Source organism: Streptomyces sp. NPDC001204 (assembly GCF_053598035.1).
This window is the reverse complement of sequence record NZ_JBSFJL010000024.1, coordinates 34,629-51,718: the sequence shown is the minus strand read 5'-3', so window position 1 is coordinate 51,718 and position 17,090 is coordinate 34,629. Positions and strand designations below refer to the sequence as shown.

Here is a 17,090-nt window from a genome sequence, read left to right as displayed (position 1 = left end):
GAGGAACATACCGGCCGCGTCGATCGCGGCACCCCTACGGCCGGCCTTTCGGGGGAGGCGCCACTCGGATCGGCCGAATGCCAACTCCGGCTCACCGAGGCAGGTTCGGTTGGCCCCCGCGTGGCCCGCCGCCCAGGACCGGCGGGCCGGCGCCTCGGAGGCGCCTACGCGAGGTAAGCGGAACGTACGCCTCCGCCGTCCGGATCGGAAGACCCGCGGCTGTGTGCCGCCGCTCACACGGGCTTGGCGGACCCGCGGACCGCGGGTGTGGGAGCCCGGGGTCAGAAGGTGTCCCGGGCCAGGGCGGCCAGGGTCTCGTGGTCCCAGGTGAGTGCGCCGGAGCGGAGGTCGGACGTGACCGTGTCGAGCCAGTCGAGCTCCGCGGTCAGTACGGCGCGGCGGTACTCGTCCTCCAGCATGGTGATCCGCGGCAGTGCCGTCCGCCGTGCTGCCTCGGCGGCGGTGTCCAGTTCGGTGAGCTGGGCCCGCACCTGCGCGGCCCGGGTGGTCAGGTCGGCCTGCAGTTCCTGCGGCAGCAGCATCATGGTGAACGAGAGCGCGGCCGGGAACTCCGGGTACTCCGCCCGCGGGGCGGCCAGCATCTCCCGCAGCCACTCACGCGTCGCCGCGCGGCCGGCGTCCGTCACCTCGTAGACGGTGCGTTCGGGGTACTGCTGGTCCCGGCTGGTCTCGCGCACCGCGATCAGCTCGGCGTCGAGCAGCCGGTCGATGGTCCGGTACAGGCTTGCCCGCTGACTGACGTTGACGGTGTCGCGCGCTGCCGCGCCCCTGCGGCAGGCGCGGCGTCGAGCTCCCCGTGCGCGCGGCCGCCGTGGCGGGAGAGTCATGCCCCGGTGGTTGTGCCCACTGTGCGGACGGCCGGAGCGACGGGGGCGCCGTTCAGGCGCGCCGAGCTGAGCGCGGCCTCGACCACCGCGACGGCCGCGTGGATGTCGGCCGCCGTGACCAGGGGAGTGCGTCCGTGGCGGATGTCGTCGCGGAACTCGGTGAACAGCCGGCGCAGGGCCGTCTCCCCGGCGGGTCCGCCGACCTGGCGGGAGACGCCGGCGCCGTCCGCACCGCGTACGGACACGGAGGGAGCGTCCTCGTCGGCGAGTACGTGGCCGTGCGAGCCGAGTACGCGCAGGGTGGACGAGACGGGCGCCGGGCCGATGCCGGCGGGTGCGCGGGCCACGGTGGCGGTCGCCACCACCCCGTTGCGCAGGCGGAGCGAGAGCACCGCCGCGTCCTCGACACCGTGGGCGCCGTGCGGGCCGTCGAACAGCGGCGCGTGGGGCGCGGCACTGCTGAAGGCGACGACCTCGTCCACGTCCAGGCCGGTCAGGTGCCGGACCGCCAGGGCCGGATACCACCCGAAGTTCATCAGTTCGCCGCCGCCGGACAGGGCGGGGTCGCAGACGAGTTCGGGGCGCTCGACCGTGGTGCCGTCGAGTCCGCCGGCCGCGAGCCACTCCGCGTCGACGGCCAGGGGCAGGCCGATCGCGCCGGAGTCCACGATGCGCCGGGCCCGTACGAGTTGGGGAGAGTAGAGGCGATGGACGGCGGTGAGCAGTCCGCGGGAGCGGTCGGCGGCGTCCCACAGGCGCTGCGCGCCACGGGTGTCGGTCGCGGCGGGCTTGTCGACGATGACGTGGCGGTCCGCTTCGAGCGCCCTCAGCGCGAGTTCGACGTGCCGCGTGGGTTCGCTGCACACGAGGGCGATGTCGCAGGAGGCGAGGCCCTGGTCCAGGTCGAGCAGCGGAATGCCCGTCGTACGGGCGAGGGCGGCGCTGTCCTCCGCGAAGGGGCTGTCGGCGGTGTCGGCGCAGCCGATCACCTCCATGCCGGGCAGGGACCGCAGCAGCGGCACGTAGTCACGGGCGTGCCGGACCCCGGATGCGATGAGGATCCTCATGTCAGCAGACCTCCTTGACGTCGACGGGGCGGCCTTCGTCCGCGCTGAGCTGTGCCGCCAGGGCGGCGGCCAGAGCGGCACGTACCTGGTGGGGCGCGGTCAGCGGGGCGGCCACCCCGTCGAGCACGTCGCGCAGGTGCCTGGTCTGCTCCGTCATGGCGCCGTCGATCGAGGCCGGGGCGACCGGCGGCGCGGAGTGCGCTCTCGGCTCGTCCTCACTGCTGTGGTGCAGGGTGCCGGCCGTGCCGGACAGCACGAGCCGGCGGACGAACGTGCCGCGTGCCGCCAGGGCGTAGCACAGCTCGACGGTGGCGAGGGCGCCACCGGCGAAGCGTACGAGGATCTGGAAGCTGTCGGGGGTCGGCATCCCGGGCGCCCATGTGCGGCAGGGGCGGGCGAAGACGCGGACCGGCTCGTCGTCCATGAGCCAGGTCAGCAGGTCGAGGGCGTGCACGCCGTTGTGGGCGACATGGCCTCCGGAGCGGGCCGGGTTCAGCTGCCAGCCGCGCCAGCCTCCGGGCCAGACGTGCCCGGTGTACCAGGTGAGGTGGGCCAGGCGGGGTGTGCCGATCGCGCCCTCGGCGACCGCCCGGGCGATTTCCAGGTGGACGGGCTGGAAGCGGGCCGTCTGGGCGACGAGCAGGGGCCGGCCGGCGGCCTCCGCGGCCGCGAGGACCCGGTCGACGTCGGCCACCTTCAGCGCGGCGGGCTTCTCCAGGAGGACGGCGCGTCCGGCCTGGAGCGCCGCCACGGAGAACTCGGCGTGCGATTCGGGGGAGGTGCACACGGCGGTGACGTCGATGCCGTCGGACCACGCGCTCGCCGGGTCGGTGGACCAGGTGGCTCCCTCGGCGAGGGCGGCCAGCGCGGCGGCCCGCTCGGGATGCCGGTCGACGACGTGGGCCAGTCGCATTCCCGGGACACCCGCGAGCGCGGCGACGTGGTCACGGGCGATGGCACCGGCACCGAGGACGGCCACGCGATGGTCGCGCGTCCGCTGTCCGGGGTCCTCCGATTCCTTCTGCCCGGGCTCTCCGGGCACGGCGGCCTCTCCGGGCACGGGGACAGAGCGCACGCACGGCTCCTCACACTCGACTTCTCGCCTTGGAGTTCAGACGTCAGACATCGTATGTCCAAATCGTGAATTGCGGGAGGGGCGCCATGCGCCGGTCCTCAGGAAGAGGTGGCCGGCTTGACCCGGTTGATGTCGCCGCGCACGCAGTCCCGGACTGATCTCCGGCGAGCCCGCATGTCGACCGGGTGTCCCGGCGCCCGGTCGTGCGACACGACGCTCCCCGGGGCGGGAGGGTCACCCGTCAGGACTTGCCCGCGTCGCGTACCGGACACGCAGTGCGGACGATGAGGTCATGCTCCCTCAGCCGACGGAAGACGTGCCGCCGTCCCCTCACCGTGTCCGCCCGCACAGGCGGTACTTCGCCCGGGCCTCGGTCGCCGTGGCGTTCGCTCTCGCAGCCGGCGTGCTGACCGGATGCGGCAACAGCGGCGGCGGTGGTTCCACGGTCAGCCCGAGGCCGACTCCTCCCAGCACGGCGTCGTTCTCGTCCCAGCCGCTGCCGTCGGCGCTGGCGTCCTCCGCGTCGTCGGCCATCGCCTCCGCCCGTGCCTCGGCGTCGGCGGCGGCCTCGTCCGCGTCCGCGCGTGCCTCGGAGTTCGAGGCGTCGGTGTCGGCCGAGACCGCCCGGCGGGCCGCGGCCGCCGAGAAGGCGCTCAAGGGCGTCAAGGGAGGCGGCAACGCGCGGTCGGAGGTGAGCCTGACCGGAGTGCCCAGGACGCAGACTGGAGGTGTGCCGGCCTCCTTGGTCACCATCACCAACAAGACCGACCGCAAGGCGTCCTACGCCGTGCAGGTCGACTTCGTGGACGCGCAGGGGCGCGTGGTCGAGACCCGCTACGCAGGCGCGGAGAACCTGGAGCCCGGCAAGCGCGAGCAGCCCATCGTGTTCAGCCGGAAACCTCCCGAGCCCAAGCTGACGCCCCGGCTGGCGAAGGCCGAGCGCTACTGAGCGGCTCGGTGGTGTGCGGAAAGCCGTTCCGCGTCGGGCCGCCCGAGTGGTAACAGCTGTTACCATCGGTGGATGGCGAAGACACAGCTGGGCGTGCGCGTCGATGACGACATCAAGGAACTGGCCGAAGCCCGTGCGAGGGACCGCGGCCTGAGCCTCGGTGACTACATCGCCGGCCTGGTGCGGGAGGACACCAGCGGGCTGCGGCAGCGGGGCCTGGAAGCCGCGCGGCGCTTCCTCGACGAGCACCAGAGTCTCTTCGACGAGACGGAGGAGGCCGATCTCCGCCCCCGGGGAGCGCACGCCGCGTAATGGAACTGCACATCGACGTCCCCTGGATCCTGCAGGTCGCCGAACTCGCGGGAGCGGGGGATCCCGCCCCCGACGACTACGGGGTGCCCGTGGCCGCGGTCGCCTGCCACCGTGCCGAACTGCTGGGAACACCCGTCTACGACGGCCCCTACGCCCGCGCCGCCGCCCTCGTGCACATCCTCGGCCGCTGTCGCTGGCTCGAGCGCTCCAACATGGCCGTGGCCGCGGCGACGGGTGTGATGTACCTGGAGGCCTCCGGCATCCCGGTCAAGCCCACCCGCGAGGACGCCATCGCCCTGCGCGACCTGCTACGCGACCCCGGCTGCACCGCCAAGAGGATCGCCGGCCTGCTGCGCGCCTGGCCGCAGGCCACCTGATCCGCGCTCCCCGGGCAGCCGGACGGCGAGCGCCCTCCCGCACCAGCCGCATGAGACCTGCCGAGGGCTTCGCCGGTCCGGTCCGGAACCCCTGAGGGGGCTCGATCCACCCCGGGCATCCACCGTCCGATCCGGGGCACAGCCCGCCGGCACGGCGCTGATCCCCGCTCGTACGACGCCGAGCGGGGATCGGCACTGGGCCGCGGGCGGAGGACTCACACCTCGCCGCGCGCCATCGAGATCAGCCGGTCCAGCACGGCGGCGTCGGCGCGGACGCCGTCGTGGGCATGGGTGTTGGTGATCCACGGCCGCAGACCGCGGACCACCTCGGCGGTCTCCAGGGACTGCTCGCGGTCGACGAACATGTCGTCGAAGTACACGGCCGCCGCCACCGGGACACTGTTGCCCGCGAGCCGGTTCAGGTCGTACAGGGCGGGCCAGTCGGTGCGCGCGGCCAGCAGATGCGCAGCCTCGCGCAGCGGAACCAGCGCCGGGTCCTCGTCGAACTGCCAGGGGTTAGATCATCTCGCCGGTGAACCGGAACGGGCCGTCACTGTCCGCGTCGAACTCGGGGAACTCCTCGCGGACGCGGTGCGCCGACCATGCGGTGGCCCGGCCGCCCTGGGCGTGGATGCGCTCGTGGAGCGCCGCGTACAGGGGACGCGGCGCGAAGGACAGCGTGGCCTGGGCGCCGTGCAGGAAGGCGTCCGACCGCCGTGGTCCGGCCGGCCCGGCCACGAACGCGCTCTGCAGCACCCCGCGAAGCGCTGGTGTACCCGGTTCGTCAGTCGGCTCGGCCATGAGACTCCTCGATCATCTGGTGCCCCGCACCGGGCGGCTCCGCCGCCTTCCGGTGCGCTCGGCGCAACGCCGTAGCGCTGAGCGGCCAGAAACCATCCGTCGGCCGGGTGAAGGTGTCAAGGGTTCCAGGCCCACGTTTCCATGCGGGCGAACACCGGATTGAACGAATTGTTTAAAACGTTCTGTTGACTTCCCTGTGTGTGCTGCCCCATCCTCGTCTCATGGCGTCGACTTCTGATCAGCACACCGACCCCTTCACGCCTCCGCATCCGGAGCAGGCGCGGGCACGGCGCGTCTACGCGTCCCTGCTCCGGATCGCCGAGCGGCACGCGGCCACCGACGAGCAACGCAGGCGACAGGTCCACCCCTCGGTCGTCGCGCCGCACGAGGCCGTCCGACTCGTGTCGTTCCTGCTCAGCGGGGCGGCACAGCCGGATGACGGCGAACCGGAGGTGGATCGCGCCGACATCACGGCCGCGTTGAGTCTCGTCCCGCTGGTTCGCGGGGAAATGGACGAACTGGAGACCGGACTGCTCCAGATGGCACGAGGCCGTGGCATGACCTGGCAGGAGATCGCCTTCGGGCTCGGGCTCGGCACCCCGCAGGCGGCCAGGCAGCGATACGAACGACTGGCCGGCCGTGCCGCAGCCGACGCGGAGGACCCGGAGTAGAGGAGCCGGCCTCGGGGCTGCCCGGCCTGTTTCCTCGGGTCTGCCGACTCCGCGTCGGGCAGCAGCGGTTCAGCGCACGACGAGCGTGGCCTTATGCGGCGGGTTCGGGCTGGGCCTCGGCCTTGGGGGCTGCCGTGGGCTCCGGCGGGTTGGGAGCGGTGTAGTAGACGGACGTGCCCTGCTTGCTGCGTTGAGCCTGGCTCCTGGCCACAAGGTTTTCGAGAGTGGTGCGCACGACGTTGGTTTTGATGTCGCGGTCGGGGTGTGCCTGGCCGAGTGCCGTGGCGATTTCCGCCGCGGAGCGCGGCTCGCTCTGTTCGGTCAGGTGGCGGCGGACGAGTTCGGCCAGCGTGGGTTGTGCCTTCTTCGCGGCGGCGTCGTTCTTGGGCGCGGGGCTTTTGGCGGATTGCTTCTTGGCCGTGGGCTGTTTCGCGGTCGCCGTCTTCGCCGCCTTCGCCTTCTTCCGAGGCTCGGCAGTGGTCTTCTTCCGGGGAGAAGGCACGGAGGCGCTGCCGACGGGCGCGGGCTCGGGGGCCGTTGCCGCGATACCCAGTGCCTGCTGCATGCTCACCAGCAGGGTGTGGTCGTGCTGAAGGGCGTCCAACTGTGACTGCAACGCCGTGATTTCCGCCGTGATGCGTTCCTGCTCCTTGACGTTGCGCTCGAGGTCGCTGGTTACCTGGTTGATGTACTGGGACGTCAACTCGGTGGCGGGAGCCGTGGTTTCGGGCATCCTTCTCTCCTTGCTCCGTGCCGGGCGAAGCCTGCGTGCCAGGTGCAGAGAGTCAGGCGGCAGGTACTCCGGCTGTGGGGGTCTGGCCCAGTGATGATAGGCCGGGTATATCACTTGTTGACCGACCACTTCGGCCAGTATGGCGTTCAGCCCTTGCCGCGCGAGCGGATTCACGCTCAAGTGGAGGCATTACCGGGCCAAGAAGCATTGCCGCCGAGTGGCTGTGCGGCCGGGCAACTATGTGTGCGCGGGCATTCCCGAATTCGCGGCCGTCGCCCGGCCGCAACGCGGCTTCCTGGTGCGGGCGGTGCGGTTCATGGCACGCGCCGCGGGCATCCGCCACGCCCACGCCGACGCGCTGTTGTCCAGCACGCCACAGGGAAAGTGCGCCTACCCGACGCCGGTGTGCGCGATCCGCGGAAGGTCCTCACCCGGGCGACCCGGACGCTGGACCTCGGCCGGCCCGTCGGAGGGCTTCCTCACAGGCCGGGTGGCCGGAGCACGCTGCCGTGCCCCGGCCACCCGGCCCGAACGTTCCGGAGCGGCGCCGCTCCCCCGCGGTGGCGCCCCTCCCGTGCTCACGCCGCAGGCCGGCCGCTCCGCCAGGAGATAACGCGTCCAGGGCCGCACGTCGGCGAACCGCGGCTCGCTGAACCCGACGGCACGGAGCACCTCCGCGTACTGCCGCACGTCGGCGGCGGACATGGGATCCTCCGGCACCTCCCCGTGCGCGACACCGTGGACCAACATCCCGGCGATGGCCCGGGTCACCCGGGGAGCCACCGGACCGCTCGGGAAGGCGCCCGCGATCAGCAGCCGCCCGCCGGGCCAGGATCTAGCCGGAACGGCGCCTGGCCACCGGGGGCAGTGTGACGGATCCCGCACCGCGCCCCTTGCGGAAAGGGTGGCCCGCACCCTCACCAGGGCCGATCGTGGACGACATGAACGATCACCGCATGGCACCCGGTGAGGTCCGCCGTTTCTGGGGCCGGCTCGGTCTTCCCGGGCTGGTCGACGTCCATACGCACTTCATGCCCGAGCGTGTCCTGCACAAGGTCTGGGACTACTTCGACGCGCAGGGACCGCTGACCGGTGGGCTCGAGTGGCCGATCGCCTACCGGAAGGACGAGGCTGAACGCACCGCCGTTCTGCGGGAGTTCGGCGTCAGGGCCTTCACCGCGATGCTCTACCCGCACAAGCCCGGCATGGCCCGGTGGCTGAACGGATGGGCGGCCGACTTCGCCCGTCGCACCCCCGACTGCCTGCACACCGCCACCCTCTACCCCGAGCCGGACGTCGAGACGTACGTCCGCGAGGCCGTCGAAGCGGGCGCGCGCGTGTTCAAGGCGCATGTACAGGTGGGGGCCTACGACCCGGCCGACGAACATCTGCAGCAGGCATGGGGGTTGCTCGCCGAGGCGCGGATCCCCGTGGTGATCCACTGCGGCTCGGGGCCCGCGCCCGGCAAGCACACCGGCCCCGAGCCGATCGCCCGGGTGCTGGCGCGGCACCCGCAACTGCGCCTGATCGTCGCGCACATGGGGATGCCCGAGTACGAGGACTTCCTCGGCCTCGCCGAGCGGTACGGGCAGGTGCGGCTGGACACGACGATGGCGTTCACCGACTTCACCGAGGGATTCATGCCGTTCCCGCGCCTGGCCCTGCCCCGGCTCGCGGCGCTCGGCGACCGCGTCCTGCTCGGCTCCGACTTCCCCAACATCCCCTACCCCTACGTACATCAGCTCGACGCCCTGGAGCGGCTGGGACTCGGACCGGAGTGGCTGCGGGCCGTGTGCCACGACAACGCGGCAGGACTGTTCGGGCTGTGACGCGCAAGCGAGGACAGCCCTCGAGCGTATGCCCGTTGCACTCGTGCGGCGTCGTCCGCCAGGGCCGAACAGCCTGATACCGGGGCCCACCGGACCCCTGCGCGTCCCGGCCGGCCTTGACGATGATCAAGAGCATGGGGAGAAGGGAAAGCCACCAGTGATCGCTGTTGTAGGGCACGCCGATCTCAGCGCGTCGGCGCTGGCTGTGCTGGAGGAGGAACTGCGTTCCCGTCTGGCCGCCTTCGCCCAGGCGGGAACGTCCGGGCTGGTGCGCGCCGGGAAGGGACTGCCGGTGGCCTTCGGACGGGCCGCCCGGAAGGCGGGACTGGCCCTGGTGACGGTCCTGCCGTCCTGCAACGGCGTACCCGCGCATGTCGCCGAGCCGGACCGGAAGGCGGCCGGGGAACTCCTGCTGCTGTCCCAGCAGGTGCGGCTGGTGGAGTACGACCCCGGTGACCGCTCCTCGTGTGTGACGGCCGACGAGGGCCTGCTGCGCTCGTGCGCGCGGGTGCTGGCCGTCTGGGACGGCTCCCCTTCCTCGGGGCGGGACGCGACGGCGCACCTGGTGGCCTATGCCCGCAGCCACGGTGTCGACGTCGAGGTGCTCTGGCCGCAGGGGGCGGAGCACGAGACCACCCGCGGGGCGTAGCCCCGACCGCGACGCCCTACAGGCCGCCTGCCCAGGACCGCCGCCGTCCGATGACCGTCACCGCGGCGGCGGCTTCCTCTCCGGCTGGTCCGCCCGCAGATCGGCGAGCAGCTCCGCCTGCCCCGCCAGCACACCCGACAGGATCGAGCGGGCCACCCGCATCAGCTCCGCCACCTCCAGGTCGGCCAGCGAGTAGTACACGTTCGACCCCTCCTTGCGGGTCCGCACCAGGTTCGCCCGCCGCAGCACCGCCAACTGCTGGGACAGGTGCGCCGGCTCGATCCCCACCTCGGGCAGCATCTCCGCGACCGCGTGCTCGCGCTCGCTCAGCAACTCCAGGACGCGGATACGGGCCGGGTGTCCGAGCGTCTTGAAGAACTCGGCCTTCAGTTGGTACAGGGGCGTGCTCACCCTGCCGTCCCCTCCCCGGCACGGTACGACCGGAACGGCCGGTCCACTCGGCATCGCATCCACCTACTCGTCAAGAACATGCGCCCTATCCTCGCGTGTCCTGTCGCGTCACTGTCCAGCCGGTGCCGTCGGCTCGGCCGGCAGGACTCCGGCCAGGTGCAGGTGATCGCGTGCGGCGCGGATCGCCTCGGGCGTGTGGGCGTAGTCGCGGCCCTCGTGCTGAAGCAGTTCCAAAGCGCCGACGGAGTCGAGCACCTGCCGTTGCTCGGGACGGATCCCGGAGGCCAGGACGAGGATGCCGCGCCGGTTCAGCTTCTCCACCGCGTCCTTCAGGACGAGGGCGCCGGTGGCGTCCATCGTGGACACCCGCGACATCCGCAGGACGACGACCTTCACGTCCGCCACCTCGGTCAGCTCCAGCAGGAAGCGGTGCGCGGCGGCGAAGAACAGCGGACCGTCGATGCGGTAGGCGACGATGTGCTCGGCGAGCAGCCGGTGCTCCTCGTCGGTGTGGTCCCCCCGGTCGAGGGACACCTGGTCGAAGCGGGCCTGCTTCGCCACGGCCCGCAGGGCGAGGGCCCCGGCCGTCAACAGCCCGATGATCACCGCGTACACCAGGTCCAGGACCAGCGTCGCGGCTGCGGTCAGGACGAGGATCACCGCGTCGGACCGGGTGGCCCGGGCCATCGCCTTCAGCGAGCCGACCTCGACCATGCGGATGGCGGTCGCCAGCAGCACGCCGGCCAGCGCCGCCAGCGGGATCTTCGACACCAGGGGAGCCGCCGCGAAGACGATCACCGCGAGGACGGCGGCGTGGATGAGGGCGGCCAGCCGGGAGCGGGCCCCCGTGCGGACGTTGACGGCGGTGCGTGCGATGGCTCCGGTGGCCGGGACGCCGCCGAACAGCGGGGCGGCGATGTTGGCCAGCCCCTGGCCGAGCAGCTCCCGGTCCGGATCGTGGCGCTGTCCCACGGTCATCGCGTCGGCGGCGGCCGCGGACATCAGCGACTCCAGCGCGGCCAGCGCGGCCACCGCCACGGCCGGGGCGAGCAGTGAGCCGAGCGAGCCGGGATCGAGGAAGGAGAGGGAGGGCGCGGGCAGTCCCGCGGGCAGGTCGCCGATCGGCTTCGTGTCCAGCCCGGCCACCTGGGCCACGACGGTGGCGGCGATCACGGCGACGATGGAGAACGGCACGGTGGGCCGCCACCGTGCACCGGCGAGCATGAGCACGACGACGGAGACCGCGAGCCCCACGGCGGTCCAGTCCGGCGCCTTCACGAACGCCTCGACCGCGTGCCAGGTGATGACGAGGACCTTGTCGCCCTCGGGTTCGGGCACGCCCAGCGCGTTCGGCACCTGCTGCAACCCGATCACTGCGGCGATGCCGAGCGTGAAGCCCTCGATGACGGGTGCCGGCACGTACTGCATATGGCGCCCGGCCCTGAAGGCGGCGAGGACGACGAGCATCACGCCGGCCATCAGGCCCACCGTGAGAACGGCGGTCGGACCGTACTGGCCGACGATCGGTACCAGGACCACGGTCATCGCCCCGGTCGGCCCCGACACCTGGAGATTCGACCCGCCGAACACGGCGGCCAGCGCGCCGGCGACCACCGCGGTCGCCAGACCCGCCTCGGCACCGAGCCCGGAAGACACCCCGAAGCCGAGGGCGAGCGGCAGCGCCACGATCGCCACCGTCAGCCCGGCGAGCAGGTCACGGCGCGGATCACGCCGCATCTGGGACAGATCCGAGCGGGAGGGCAGCAAGGAGGTGATCCGTTGACACAGCGGAACCGACACGACCCCTCAGCTTCCCCTCGCACAGCCCCACCGGGGCGAGCCACACAGAAGCTGTGCCCCCGGCTACCTGGGGGCACAGCGAAAACAGCATCTAAGCAATTGCGAAATTTGGCAATCCTGAAATCCTTTTTGTTCTGTTTGTGTGGATAAGGGGGCGTCGTGGGGCGATGGGACACATCAGCCCCACGCTCCGGGAGCCGAGCCGAGCCGAGCCGAGCCGGCAGGAGGCCGCCCCGTAGGCTTCTCCCGCCAACTCGGTTCCGGTGAGGGAGGGGGAGAGACCATGAACGCCGGCATACAGCGCGGCGCGATCGCCGCCGTACAAGTACTCGGCCTCGCCGTCTGGTTCTCCATGTCGGCGGTGGTTCCCACACTGCGCGGCGAGTGGGGGCTCGACTCCGCCGACGCCGTATGGCTGACCGCGTCGGTCCAGCTCGGGTTCGTCACCGGCGCGCTCACCTCCGCCGCTCTCACCCTCGCCGACCGTCTCCCGCCCCAGCGCCTTCTCGCCGGCGGCGCCGCCGCGGCCGCCGTGTGCACCGTGCTGCTGGCCCTGTCGGTCGATCGGTTCGCCGCGGCCGTTCCGCTCCGCTTCGTGACCGGTGTCTGCCTGGCCGGTGTCTATCCGGTCGGCATGAAACTCATGGCTTCCTGGGCGCACGGCGCCGCACGCGGCAAGTCCATGGGGGTTCTCATCGCCGCCCTGACGCTCGGATCGACCCTTCCGCACCTCATCGCCGGCGTCGGGTCACTGCCCTGGCGGGGCGTTCTCCTGGTCGCGTCGGCCGCCGGGCTCCTGGCCTCCTGCATCGCGCTGGCCTTCATCCGCGTCGGCCCCCACGCCGCCCCGGCCGCGCCCGCCCGCAACCCCCGCTACGCCCTGACCATGTTCACCCAGCGCGGCCCCCGCTCGGCCAACCTCGGCTACTTCGGGCACATGTGGGAGCTCTACGCCCTGTGGACCTGGATCCCCGCCTTTCTCGCCGCCACGGACAGCGCCGCTCACCTTCCCGGATCGGTCGAGGTCACCGTGTTCCTCACCATGGGGATCGGCGGCGTCGTCGGCTGTCTGCTCGGCGGCTGGGGCGCCGACCGCTTCGGCCGTTCTCCCGCCGCCATCGCGGCCCTGGTCACCAGTGGCCTGTGCTGTCTGCTCTCACCGCTGCTCGTCCACTCCCCGCCGGCCCTCGTGGTCGCGTTCTGCGTCCTCTGGGGCGCCGCCGTGATCGCCGACTCCGGAGTGTTCTCCACCGCCCTCAGCGAGGTCGCCGACTCCCGCTACATCGGAACGGCCCTCACGGCCCAGACCGCGATCGGGTTCGCCCTCACCGTCGTCAGCATCCAGCTGACCCCCCTCCTCGCCGACGCCGTCGGCTGGCGCTACGCGTTCCTCCTCCTGGGTCCCGGCCCCTTGGCCGGCGCCCTCGCCATGCGCGCCCTGAGAGCCGGAACCGGCCCCACCGAGCGTGCGGGACGAGGGCGTACCGCCCTGCGGCTCTGATCACGCCGCCCCGGGCACCCGGGCACTCCCCGGGCTCAATCCTCCAGGTTCAACGTCCGCACCGGGCGGCGGAATCCGCCCGTGCGAAGGGTGAGGATCCCCACGCCCACCAGTGCCCAGATGACGCCCACGACCTTGGCCGGGGTGTCCAGACTGACCCACAGGGCCGCGTTCACGACGAACCCGAGGGCCGGCAGCAGTAGTTGCAGGAGGGCGGCAACGGGTCCGCGAGCCTCCGCCCGTCCCGCGCGCCGGTCGCGCACCCAGAACCCGATCACCGCCAGGTTCACCGCGGCGAAGGCGACGTAGGCCCCGAAGTTGATCAGCGACGCGGCGCTGCCGAGGTCCAGGAAGACGGCGGAGGCGGCGATGAGACCCACGACGAGCACGTTGAGGGCGGGGACGCCGGTACGCGGATCGACCCGCCCGAAGACCGCGCGCGGCAGCATGCCGTCACGGCCCATGGCGAACAGCAGCCGTGCCGCGCTCATCTGCTGGGTCAGACCGCACCCGAGCACCGCGGTGAGGTAGCCGCCCACGAACACCGCCTGGAACGCCGCACCGCCGATGTACTTGGCGATCTCCGGCGAGGCGCCCACGATGCTGCCCACGGCCGAGACGTCCGGGAAGAGCGTCTGCATGGCGTAGGTGATGGCCAGGAAGAACACCCCGGCCGCGGCCACGATGAGCAGGATGGCCCGCGGGATGTCCCGGCGCGGCTGCTCGGCCTCCTCGGAGAGGGTGGAGACGGCGTCGAAGCCCAGGAAGGACAGGGCCAGCAGCGAGGCACCGCTGAGCAGAGCGGGCAGCGGCACCGAGGCCGGGTCCCAGCCGGTGGTCCCGAAGGACTGGCCATGGGTGGCGATGGCACGCACGGCGAACACGAGGAACGCGATGGCCACGCCGGCCTGGATGACCACGAGCGCCACGTTCACCTTGGCGGCCAGCTTCACGCCCACCAGGTTCAGTGCCGTGCAGGCCACCACGGTGGAGAGCACCCACACCCACGCCGGGACCCCGGGCAGCACGGCGCCCATGTAGATCGCGGCCAGCAGCGCGTTGAGCATGGGCAGCAGCACGTAGTCCAGCGTGGCGGACCAGCCCACCAGGAAGCCCACGGGCGCCCCGAGCGACTTGCCGGCGTAGGTGTACACGGATCCGGCGGACGTGATGCGGCGGGCCATCCGCGCGTAGCTGAGCGCTGTGAGCCCCACCGCGACGAGGACGGCCAGGTAGGCCAGCGGCACATGGCCGTCGGTCGCCTCGGAGACCAGGCCGAAGGTGTCGAACACCGCCAGCGGCGCCATGAAGGCCAGGCCGAGGAAGACGATGTGGCGCAGCTTCAGGCTGCGGCGCAATTGCGGACCGCCCGGGTCGTCCTGGGCCCGGTCGGGGTCGGCGGCGGTCGCGGTGTCCTGCCCGGTGCCGCCGTGTGCGGCGGGCGAGCGGTTCGCCGTGGCCTGTGTCGCGGTGCCCTGGGCTGTGTGCGGGGGAAGGCTGCTGTCAGACATGGGCGTGACCGCCTTCGGCGTGCGCGGAGCAGCTGGTGAGCGCACCGTAGTGGCCGGTGGTGGCGCGTGCCGTGGTGGCCTCGTGGACCACCTCGCCGCCCACCCAGGTGACCTCGGCCCGCTGCTGGAGCAGCGCCGCCGGGTCCGGTTCGAGCGCGTAGAGGTCCTCGGACCATGCGACGAGGTCCGCCTTGGCGCCCTCGCGGATGACGCCGTACTCGTCCTCCCGGTGCCAGGCCCAGGCCCCCTCGGCCGTGTAGCCGCGCAACGTGTCGTCGAGCCCCAGACGCTCCGCCGGGGTCCAGGCGTCCTGGCCGTCGAGGCCGGCCCGTGTGAGGGCCGAGTAGAACCCGATCAGGGGGTCCATCTCTCCCACCTGCCAGTCGCTGGAGAGGGCCACATGGGCACCGGAGGCCATGAGCGAGCGCAGTCGCCAGGCGCGATCCCAGCGGGCCTCGCCGATGTTCTCCATCCAGGTGCCGGCCACGAGGTCCGGGGAGCAGTGGCGCGGCTGCATGGCGGCGGTGACGCCCAACTGGGCGAAGCGCGGCAGGTCCTCGGGGGCCAGGCACTCGACGTGCACGATCCCGTGGCGGCGGTCGCGCGTGCCGTTGGTGCGCGCGGCGTGCTCGATCGCGTCCAGGGCCAGGCGGATGCCGCCGTCGCCCGTCGCGTGGGTGTGGGTCTGAAAGCCGAGGCGGTCCAGTTCGGTGACGACCTGGGTGAGCTCGCCGAGGGGCGCGGAGGGGTGGCCGCGGTGCCCGGGCCGGTTGGCGTAGTCGTCGAGCATCCAGGCGTTGTGGGGCTCGATCACGTCGTCGGCGTAGAGCTTGACGGGGCCGAAGGCCAGACGGTCACCGCTGGGGGCGGCGTCGGCCGCCGCGCGCAACCGCTGCCGGAACGCGCCGTCGGACCCCATGGGGTGGAAGAGCGCCGCGATGACGCGGGAGCTGAGGCGTCCCTCGTCCCGGGCGCGCTGGAACAGGTCGATCTCGGCGAGCGGGACCTGCGGTTCCACCACGGTGGTGATGCCGGCGGCGGTGGCCATCTCGAGGCTGCCCAGCAGCTTGCGGTAGCGCCGCTGCGGCGAGTACATGGGGATGTCGCGCTGGAGGCCGGCCAGGCCCGCCGTCGTCATGGCGCTCGTGTAGAAGTCGGTGACCCACCCGGTGGCGCGGCCGTCGGCGTCCCGCTCCGGGCGGCCCCAGGGGATGTCGCCGCCTTCGTCCAGGTGCAGCGCGCGGATGGCGGCGTCGTTGAGCCACACCGAGTGCTGGTCGTAGGTGGTGACGAAGACGGGGCGCGAGGTGATGCCGGCCAGGTCGCGGGCGGCGGGGCGGCGGCCGTGGACCACCGAGTACACGGCGTTCTCGGCGCAGATCCAGGTCAGGTCCGGTCGCGCGTCGGCGAGTTCGGCGATACGGCGGCGGACCTCCTCGAGAGTCTCGGCGCCTTCGAGGCTGACGGCGTCGGGGTCGAAGCCGAGCAGCAGGTGGTTGTGGCTGTCGATGATGCCCGGAGTGAGGAGGCCCCCGTCCAGGCGGCGGTGCTCGCGGGCCGCCGGGGCCTCCGCCTCGTCGCCCACGAAGGCGATGCGTCCGCCGGTGATGCCGACGGCGCCGGCCCACGGGCGGGCGTCGTCGAACGTGCGCACACGGGCGCCGGTGATCAGGGTGTCCAGCATGGTCGTCCTTGGTTCTGAGCCGCGCCACGAACGCGCGGCGACGGCGCGCCGAGACGGCGCGCGCATTTTTTGCCATCGGCGTCAAAGAATGGTTCGAGTCTCATGAGCGTCTCGGCTACTGTCAAGGGATGGCCCGCCGAAAAAATCAGGACGAACGCCGTGCCCACCTCATCCAGGCGGTCATCGACACGACCGCCGAGACCGGGCTCCGCTCCCTCTCGCTCGCGGATGTGGCACGCAAGGCGGGGCTGACCCGAGGGGCCGTCCTGTACTACTACGACGACCTCGACGCGCTGTTGAGCGAGGCCTATCGCGCGGGCATGGAACGCTTCTGCGACCGGCGGGACGCGCTGCGGGACACGATCGAGAACCCGGCGCGACTCCTGGGGGAGACGATCCGCGCCGGTCTCCCGACGGGACCGGACGATGCGCTGATGCGCCTGCTGTACGAGTTCGACGTGCTGGCCGAGAGTTCTCCGCTGCACACCAAGCTGGTCGAGTCGATGTACGAGCGGCAACTGGCCACGTACCGGAACGTGCTGGAACGTGGCGCCGGCGCCGGCGCCTTCAAGCTCGTCCTGGACACGCCGACGGCGGCCCTGAACCTGGTGGCGCTGGAGGACGCCTACGGGCTGCACATCGTGGCCGGCAACGGTCAGATCAGCGTGGAGCGGGCCGTCGAGGCGATGTTCGACGCCGCGCGGGCGTTCGGCGCACCGGCTGTGTGAACGCCTCATTCACAGTTGCGCGCCGACTCGTTGATGGGCCTTGGCCGTCATCCGGAAGGCGGTGAGGGGCGGGTGAGGTCCTCCATGCCGGGTGCTCCGGTGATGGCGGTCAGGGCGCGCTGCAGAGCGTTCGCCAGGTGGCCG

The 17,090-nt window shown here is 72.1% G+C and carries 17 protein-coding genes and 1 pseudogene; 8 read left to right on the top strand and 10 right to left on the bottom strand.

Translation table 11 applies throughout. The features are described 5' to 3' along the window. Positions 1 to 281: 281 nt before the first annotated feature. The 4 genes from ACWC91_RS28275 to ACWC91_RS28260 all read right to left on the bottom strand — a co-directional run bounded on the left by ACWC91_RS28275 (position 282) and on the right by ACWC91_RS28260 (position 3,647). Positions 282 to 848, bottom strand: coding sequence for a PadR family transcriptional regulator (locus ACWC91_RS28275; protein ID WP_281155429.1), 567 nt, complete (start codon positions 846 to 848; stop codon positions 282 to 284). Further along, positions 845 to 1,915 (bottom strand): Gfo/Idh/MocA family protein, encoded by a 1,071-nt coding sequence (locus ACWC91_RS28270; protein WP_225078771.1) that lies wholly within the window; start codon positions 1,913 to 1,915, stop codon positions 845 to 847. Before ACWC91_RS28270 ends, ACWC91_RS28275 begins: the two co-directional genes overlap by 4 nt. A 1-nt stretch (position 1,916) precedes the next feature. Beyond that, complete coding sequence (locus ACWC91_RS28265; RefSeq protein ID WP_376503082.1) at positions 1,917 to 2,990, bottom strand: Gfo/Idh/MocA family protein; 1,074 nt, start codon at positions 2,988 to 2,990, stop codon at positions 1,917 to 1,919. Between the two features lie 330 nt (positions 2,991 to 3,320). After that, positions 3,321 to 3,647 carry a hypothetical protein gene (locus ACWC91_RS28260; protein ID WP_450643801.1) on the bottom strand — a complete coding sequence of 109 codons (327 nt, stop codon included), beginning with the start codon at positions 3,645 to 3,647 and terminating at the stop codon, positions 3,321 to 3,323. A gap of 73 nt (positions 3,648 to 3,720) precedes the next feature. Between ACWC91_RS28260 and ACWC91_RS28255 the strand changes: the two genes are divergently transcribed. From ACWC91_RS28255 to ACWC91_RS28245, 3 genes are all read left to right on the top strand, one after another. After that, positions 3,721 to 3,939, top strand: coding sequence for an FxLYD domain-containing protein (locus tag ACWC91_RS28255; RefSeq protein ID WP_450643802.1), 219 nt, complete (start codon positions 3,721 to 3,723; stop codon positions 3,937 to 3,939). A gap of 72 nt (positions 3,940 to 4,011) precedes the next feature. Next, positions 4,012 to 4,251: a hypothetical protein gene (locus ACWC91_RS28250; RefSeq protein WP_225078774.1), complete on the top strand. Its 240-nt coding sequence runs from the start codon at positions 4,012 to 4,014 to the stop codon at positions 4,249 to 4,251. Further along, a complete protein-coding gene (locus ACWC91_RS28245; protein WP_141364985.1) occupies positions 4,251 to 4,628 on the top strand; it encodes a fic family toxin-antitoxin system, toxin component in 378 nt (125 codons plus the stop codon). The genes ACWC91_RS28250 and ACWC91_RS28245 overlap by 1 nt, the downstream gene beginning before the upstream one ends. Positions 4,629 to 4,843: 215 nt before the next feature. On the opposite strand, the pseudogene ACWC91_RS28240 reads toward ACWC91_RS28245, so the two are convergent. Beyond that, positions 4,844 to 5,381, bottom strand: a pseudogene (locus ACWC91_RS28240) (alpha/beta hydrolase); the annotation flags it as partial. Positions 5,382 to 5,650: 269 nt separating this feature from the next. Here ACWC91_RS28240 and ACWC91_RS28235 point away from each other — a divergent pair. Then, the gene (locus ACWC91_RS28235) at positions 5,651 to 6,100 is read left to right on the top strand and encodes a DNA-binding protein (RefSeq protein ID WP_225078775.1); all 450 of its coding nucleotides are present in this window, start codon (positions 5,651 to 5,653) and stop codon (positions 6,098 to 6,100) included. A gap of 91 nt (positions 6,101 to 6,191) precedes the next feature. Here ACWC91_RS28235 and ACWC91_RS28230 read toward each other — a convergent pair whose 3' ends face one another. Then, positions 6,192 to 6,833 carry a hypothetical protein gene (locus tag ACWC91_RS28230; protein WP_281155432.1) on the bottom strand — a complete coding sequence of 214 codons (642 nt, stop codon included), beginning with the start codon at positions 6,831 to 6,833 and terminating at the stop codon, positions 6,192 to 6,194. Between the two features lie 941 nt (positions 6,834 to 7,774). On the opposite strand from ACWC91_RS28230, the gene ACWC91_RS28225 reads away from it, so the two are divergent. Together ACWC91_RS28225 and ACWC91_RS28220 are read left to right on the top strand one after the other, a co-directional pair. Further along, complete coding sequence (locus ACWC91_RS28225; RefSeq protein WP_281155433.1) at positions 7,775 to 8,662, top strand: amidohydrolase family protein; 888 nt, start codon at positions 7,775 to 7,777, stop codon at positions 8,660 to 8,662. A 157-nt stretch (positions 8,663 to 8,819) separates the two neighbouring features. Next, on the top strand, positions 8,820 to 9,311 hold the full coding sequence (locus ACWC91_RS28220; RefSeq protein ID WP_225078778.1) for a hypothetical protein: 492 nt from the start codon (positions 8,820 to 8,822) through the stop codon (positions 9,309 to 9,311). A gap of 57 nt (positions 9,312 to 9,368) precedes the next feature. Here ACWC91_RS28220 and ACWC91_RS28215 read toward each other — a convergent pair whose 3' ends face one another. Then, positions 9,369 to 9,722, bottom strand: a complete 354-nt coding sequence (locus ACWC91_RS28215; protein ID WP_225078779.1) for an ArsR/SmtB family transcription factor — start codon at positions 9,720 to 9,722, stop codon at positions 9,369 to 9,371. A gap of 108 nt (positions 9,723 to 9,830) precedes the next feature. Further along, positions 9,831 to 11,459, bottom strand: a complete 1,629-nt coding sequence (locus ACWC91_RS28210; protein WP_225078869.1) for a SulP family inorganic anion transporter — start codon at positions 11,457 to 11,459, stop codon at positions 9,831 to 9,833. Between the two features lie 346 nt (positions 11,460 to 11,805). Between ACWC91_RS28210 and ACWC91_RS28205 the strand changes: the two genes are divergently transcribed. Continuing rightward, positions 11,806 to 13,023 carry an MFS transporter gene (locus ACWC91_RS28205; protein ID WP_225078780.1) on the top strand — a complete coding sequence of 406 codons (1,218 nt, stop codon included), beginning with the start codon at positions 11,806 to 11,808 and terminating at the stop codon, positions 13,021 to 13,023. A gap of 35 nt (positions 13,024 to 13,058) precedes the next feature. Here ACWC91_RS28205 and ACWC91_RS28200 read toward each other — a convergent pair whose 3' ends face one another. Then, complete coding sequence (locus ACWC91_RS28200; RefSeq protein WP_450642952.1) at positions 13,059 to 14,534, bottom strand: APC family permease; 1,476 nt, start codon at positions 14,532 to 14,534, stop codon at positions 13,059 to 13,061. Then, entirely contained in the window at positions 14,527 to 16,218 is a 1,692-nt protein-coding gene (locus tag ACWC91_RS28195) for an amidohydrolase (protein WP_450642953.1), read from the bottom strand. Before ACWC91_RS28195 ends, ACWC91_RS28200 begins: the two co-directional genes overlap by 8 nt. A 128-nt stretch (positions 16,219 to 16,346) precedes the next feature. Here ACWC91_RS28195 and ACWC91_RS28190 point away from each other — a divergent pair, with 128 nt between their 5' ends. After that, positions 16,347 to 16,946: a TetR/AcrR family transcriptional regulator gene (locus ACWC91_RS28190; RefSeq protein ID WP_225078783.1), complete on the top strand. Its 600-nt coding sequence runs from the start codon at positions 16,347 to 16,349 to the stop codon at positions 16,944 to 16,946. The last annotated feature ends 144 nt before the right edge of the window (positions 16,947 to 17,090 follow it).

What these genes read in the sequence shown, in the direction of transcription:
- ACWC91_RS28200 (WP_450642952.1), bottom strand. Translation starts at nt 14,534, where the DNA reads ATGTCTGACAGCAGCCTTCCCCCGCACACAGCCCAGGGCACCGCGACA.
- ACWC91_RS28270 (WP_225078771.1), bottom strand. Translation starts at nt 1,915, where the DNA reads ATGAGGATCCTCATCGCATCCGGGGTCCGGCACGCCCGTGACTACGTG.
- ACWC91_RS28275 (WP_281155429.1), bottom strand. Translation starts at nt 848, where the DNA reads ATGACTCTCCCGCCACGGCGGCCGCGCGCACGGGGAGCTCGACGCCGC.
- ACWC91_RS28190 (WP_225078783.1), top strand. Translation starts at nt 16,347, where the DNA reads ATGGCCCGCCGAAAAAATCAGGACGAACGCCGTGCCCACCTCATCCAG.
- ACWC91_RS28225 (WP_281155433.1), top strand. Translation starts at nt 7,775, where the DNA reads ATGAACGATCACCGCATGGCACCCGGTGAGGTCCGCCGTTTCTGGGGC.
- ACWC91_RS28250 (WP_225078774.1), top strand. Translation starts at nt 4,012, where the DNA reads ATGGCGAAGACACAGCTGGGCGTGCGCGTCGATGACGACATCAAGGAA.
- ACWC91_RS28245 (WP_141364985.1), top strand. Translation starts at nt 4,251, where the DNA reads ATGGAACTGCACATCGACGTCCCCTGGATCCTGCAGGTCGCCGAACTC.
- ACWC91_RS28230 (WP_281155432.1), bottom strand. Translation starts at nt 6,833, where the DNA reads ATGCCCGAAACCACGGCTCCCGCCACCGAGTTGACGTCCCAGTACATC.
- ACWC91_RS28235 (WP_225078775.1), top strand. Translation starts at nt 5,651, where the DNA reads ATGGCGTCGACTTCTGATCAGCACACCGACCCCTTCACGCCTCCGCAT.
- ACWC91_RS28195 (WP_450642953.1), bottom strand. Translation starts at nt 16,218, where the DNA reads ATGCTGGACACCCTGATCACCGGCGCCCGTGTGCGCACGTTCGACGAC.
- ACWC91_RS28210 (WP_225078869.1), bottom strand. Translation starts at nt 11,459, where the DNA reads ATGCGGCGTGATCCGCGCCGTGACCTGCTCGCCGGGCTGACGGTGGCG.
- ACWC91_RS28205 (WP_225078780.1), top strand. Translation starts at nt 11,806, where the DNA reads ATGAACGCCGGCATACAGCGCGGCGCGATCGCCGCCGTACAAGTACTC.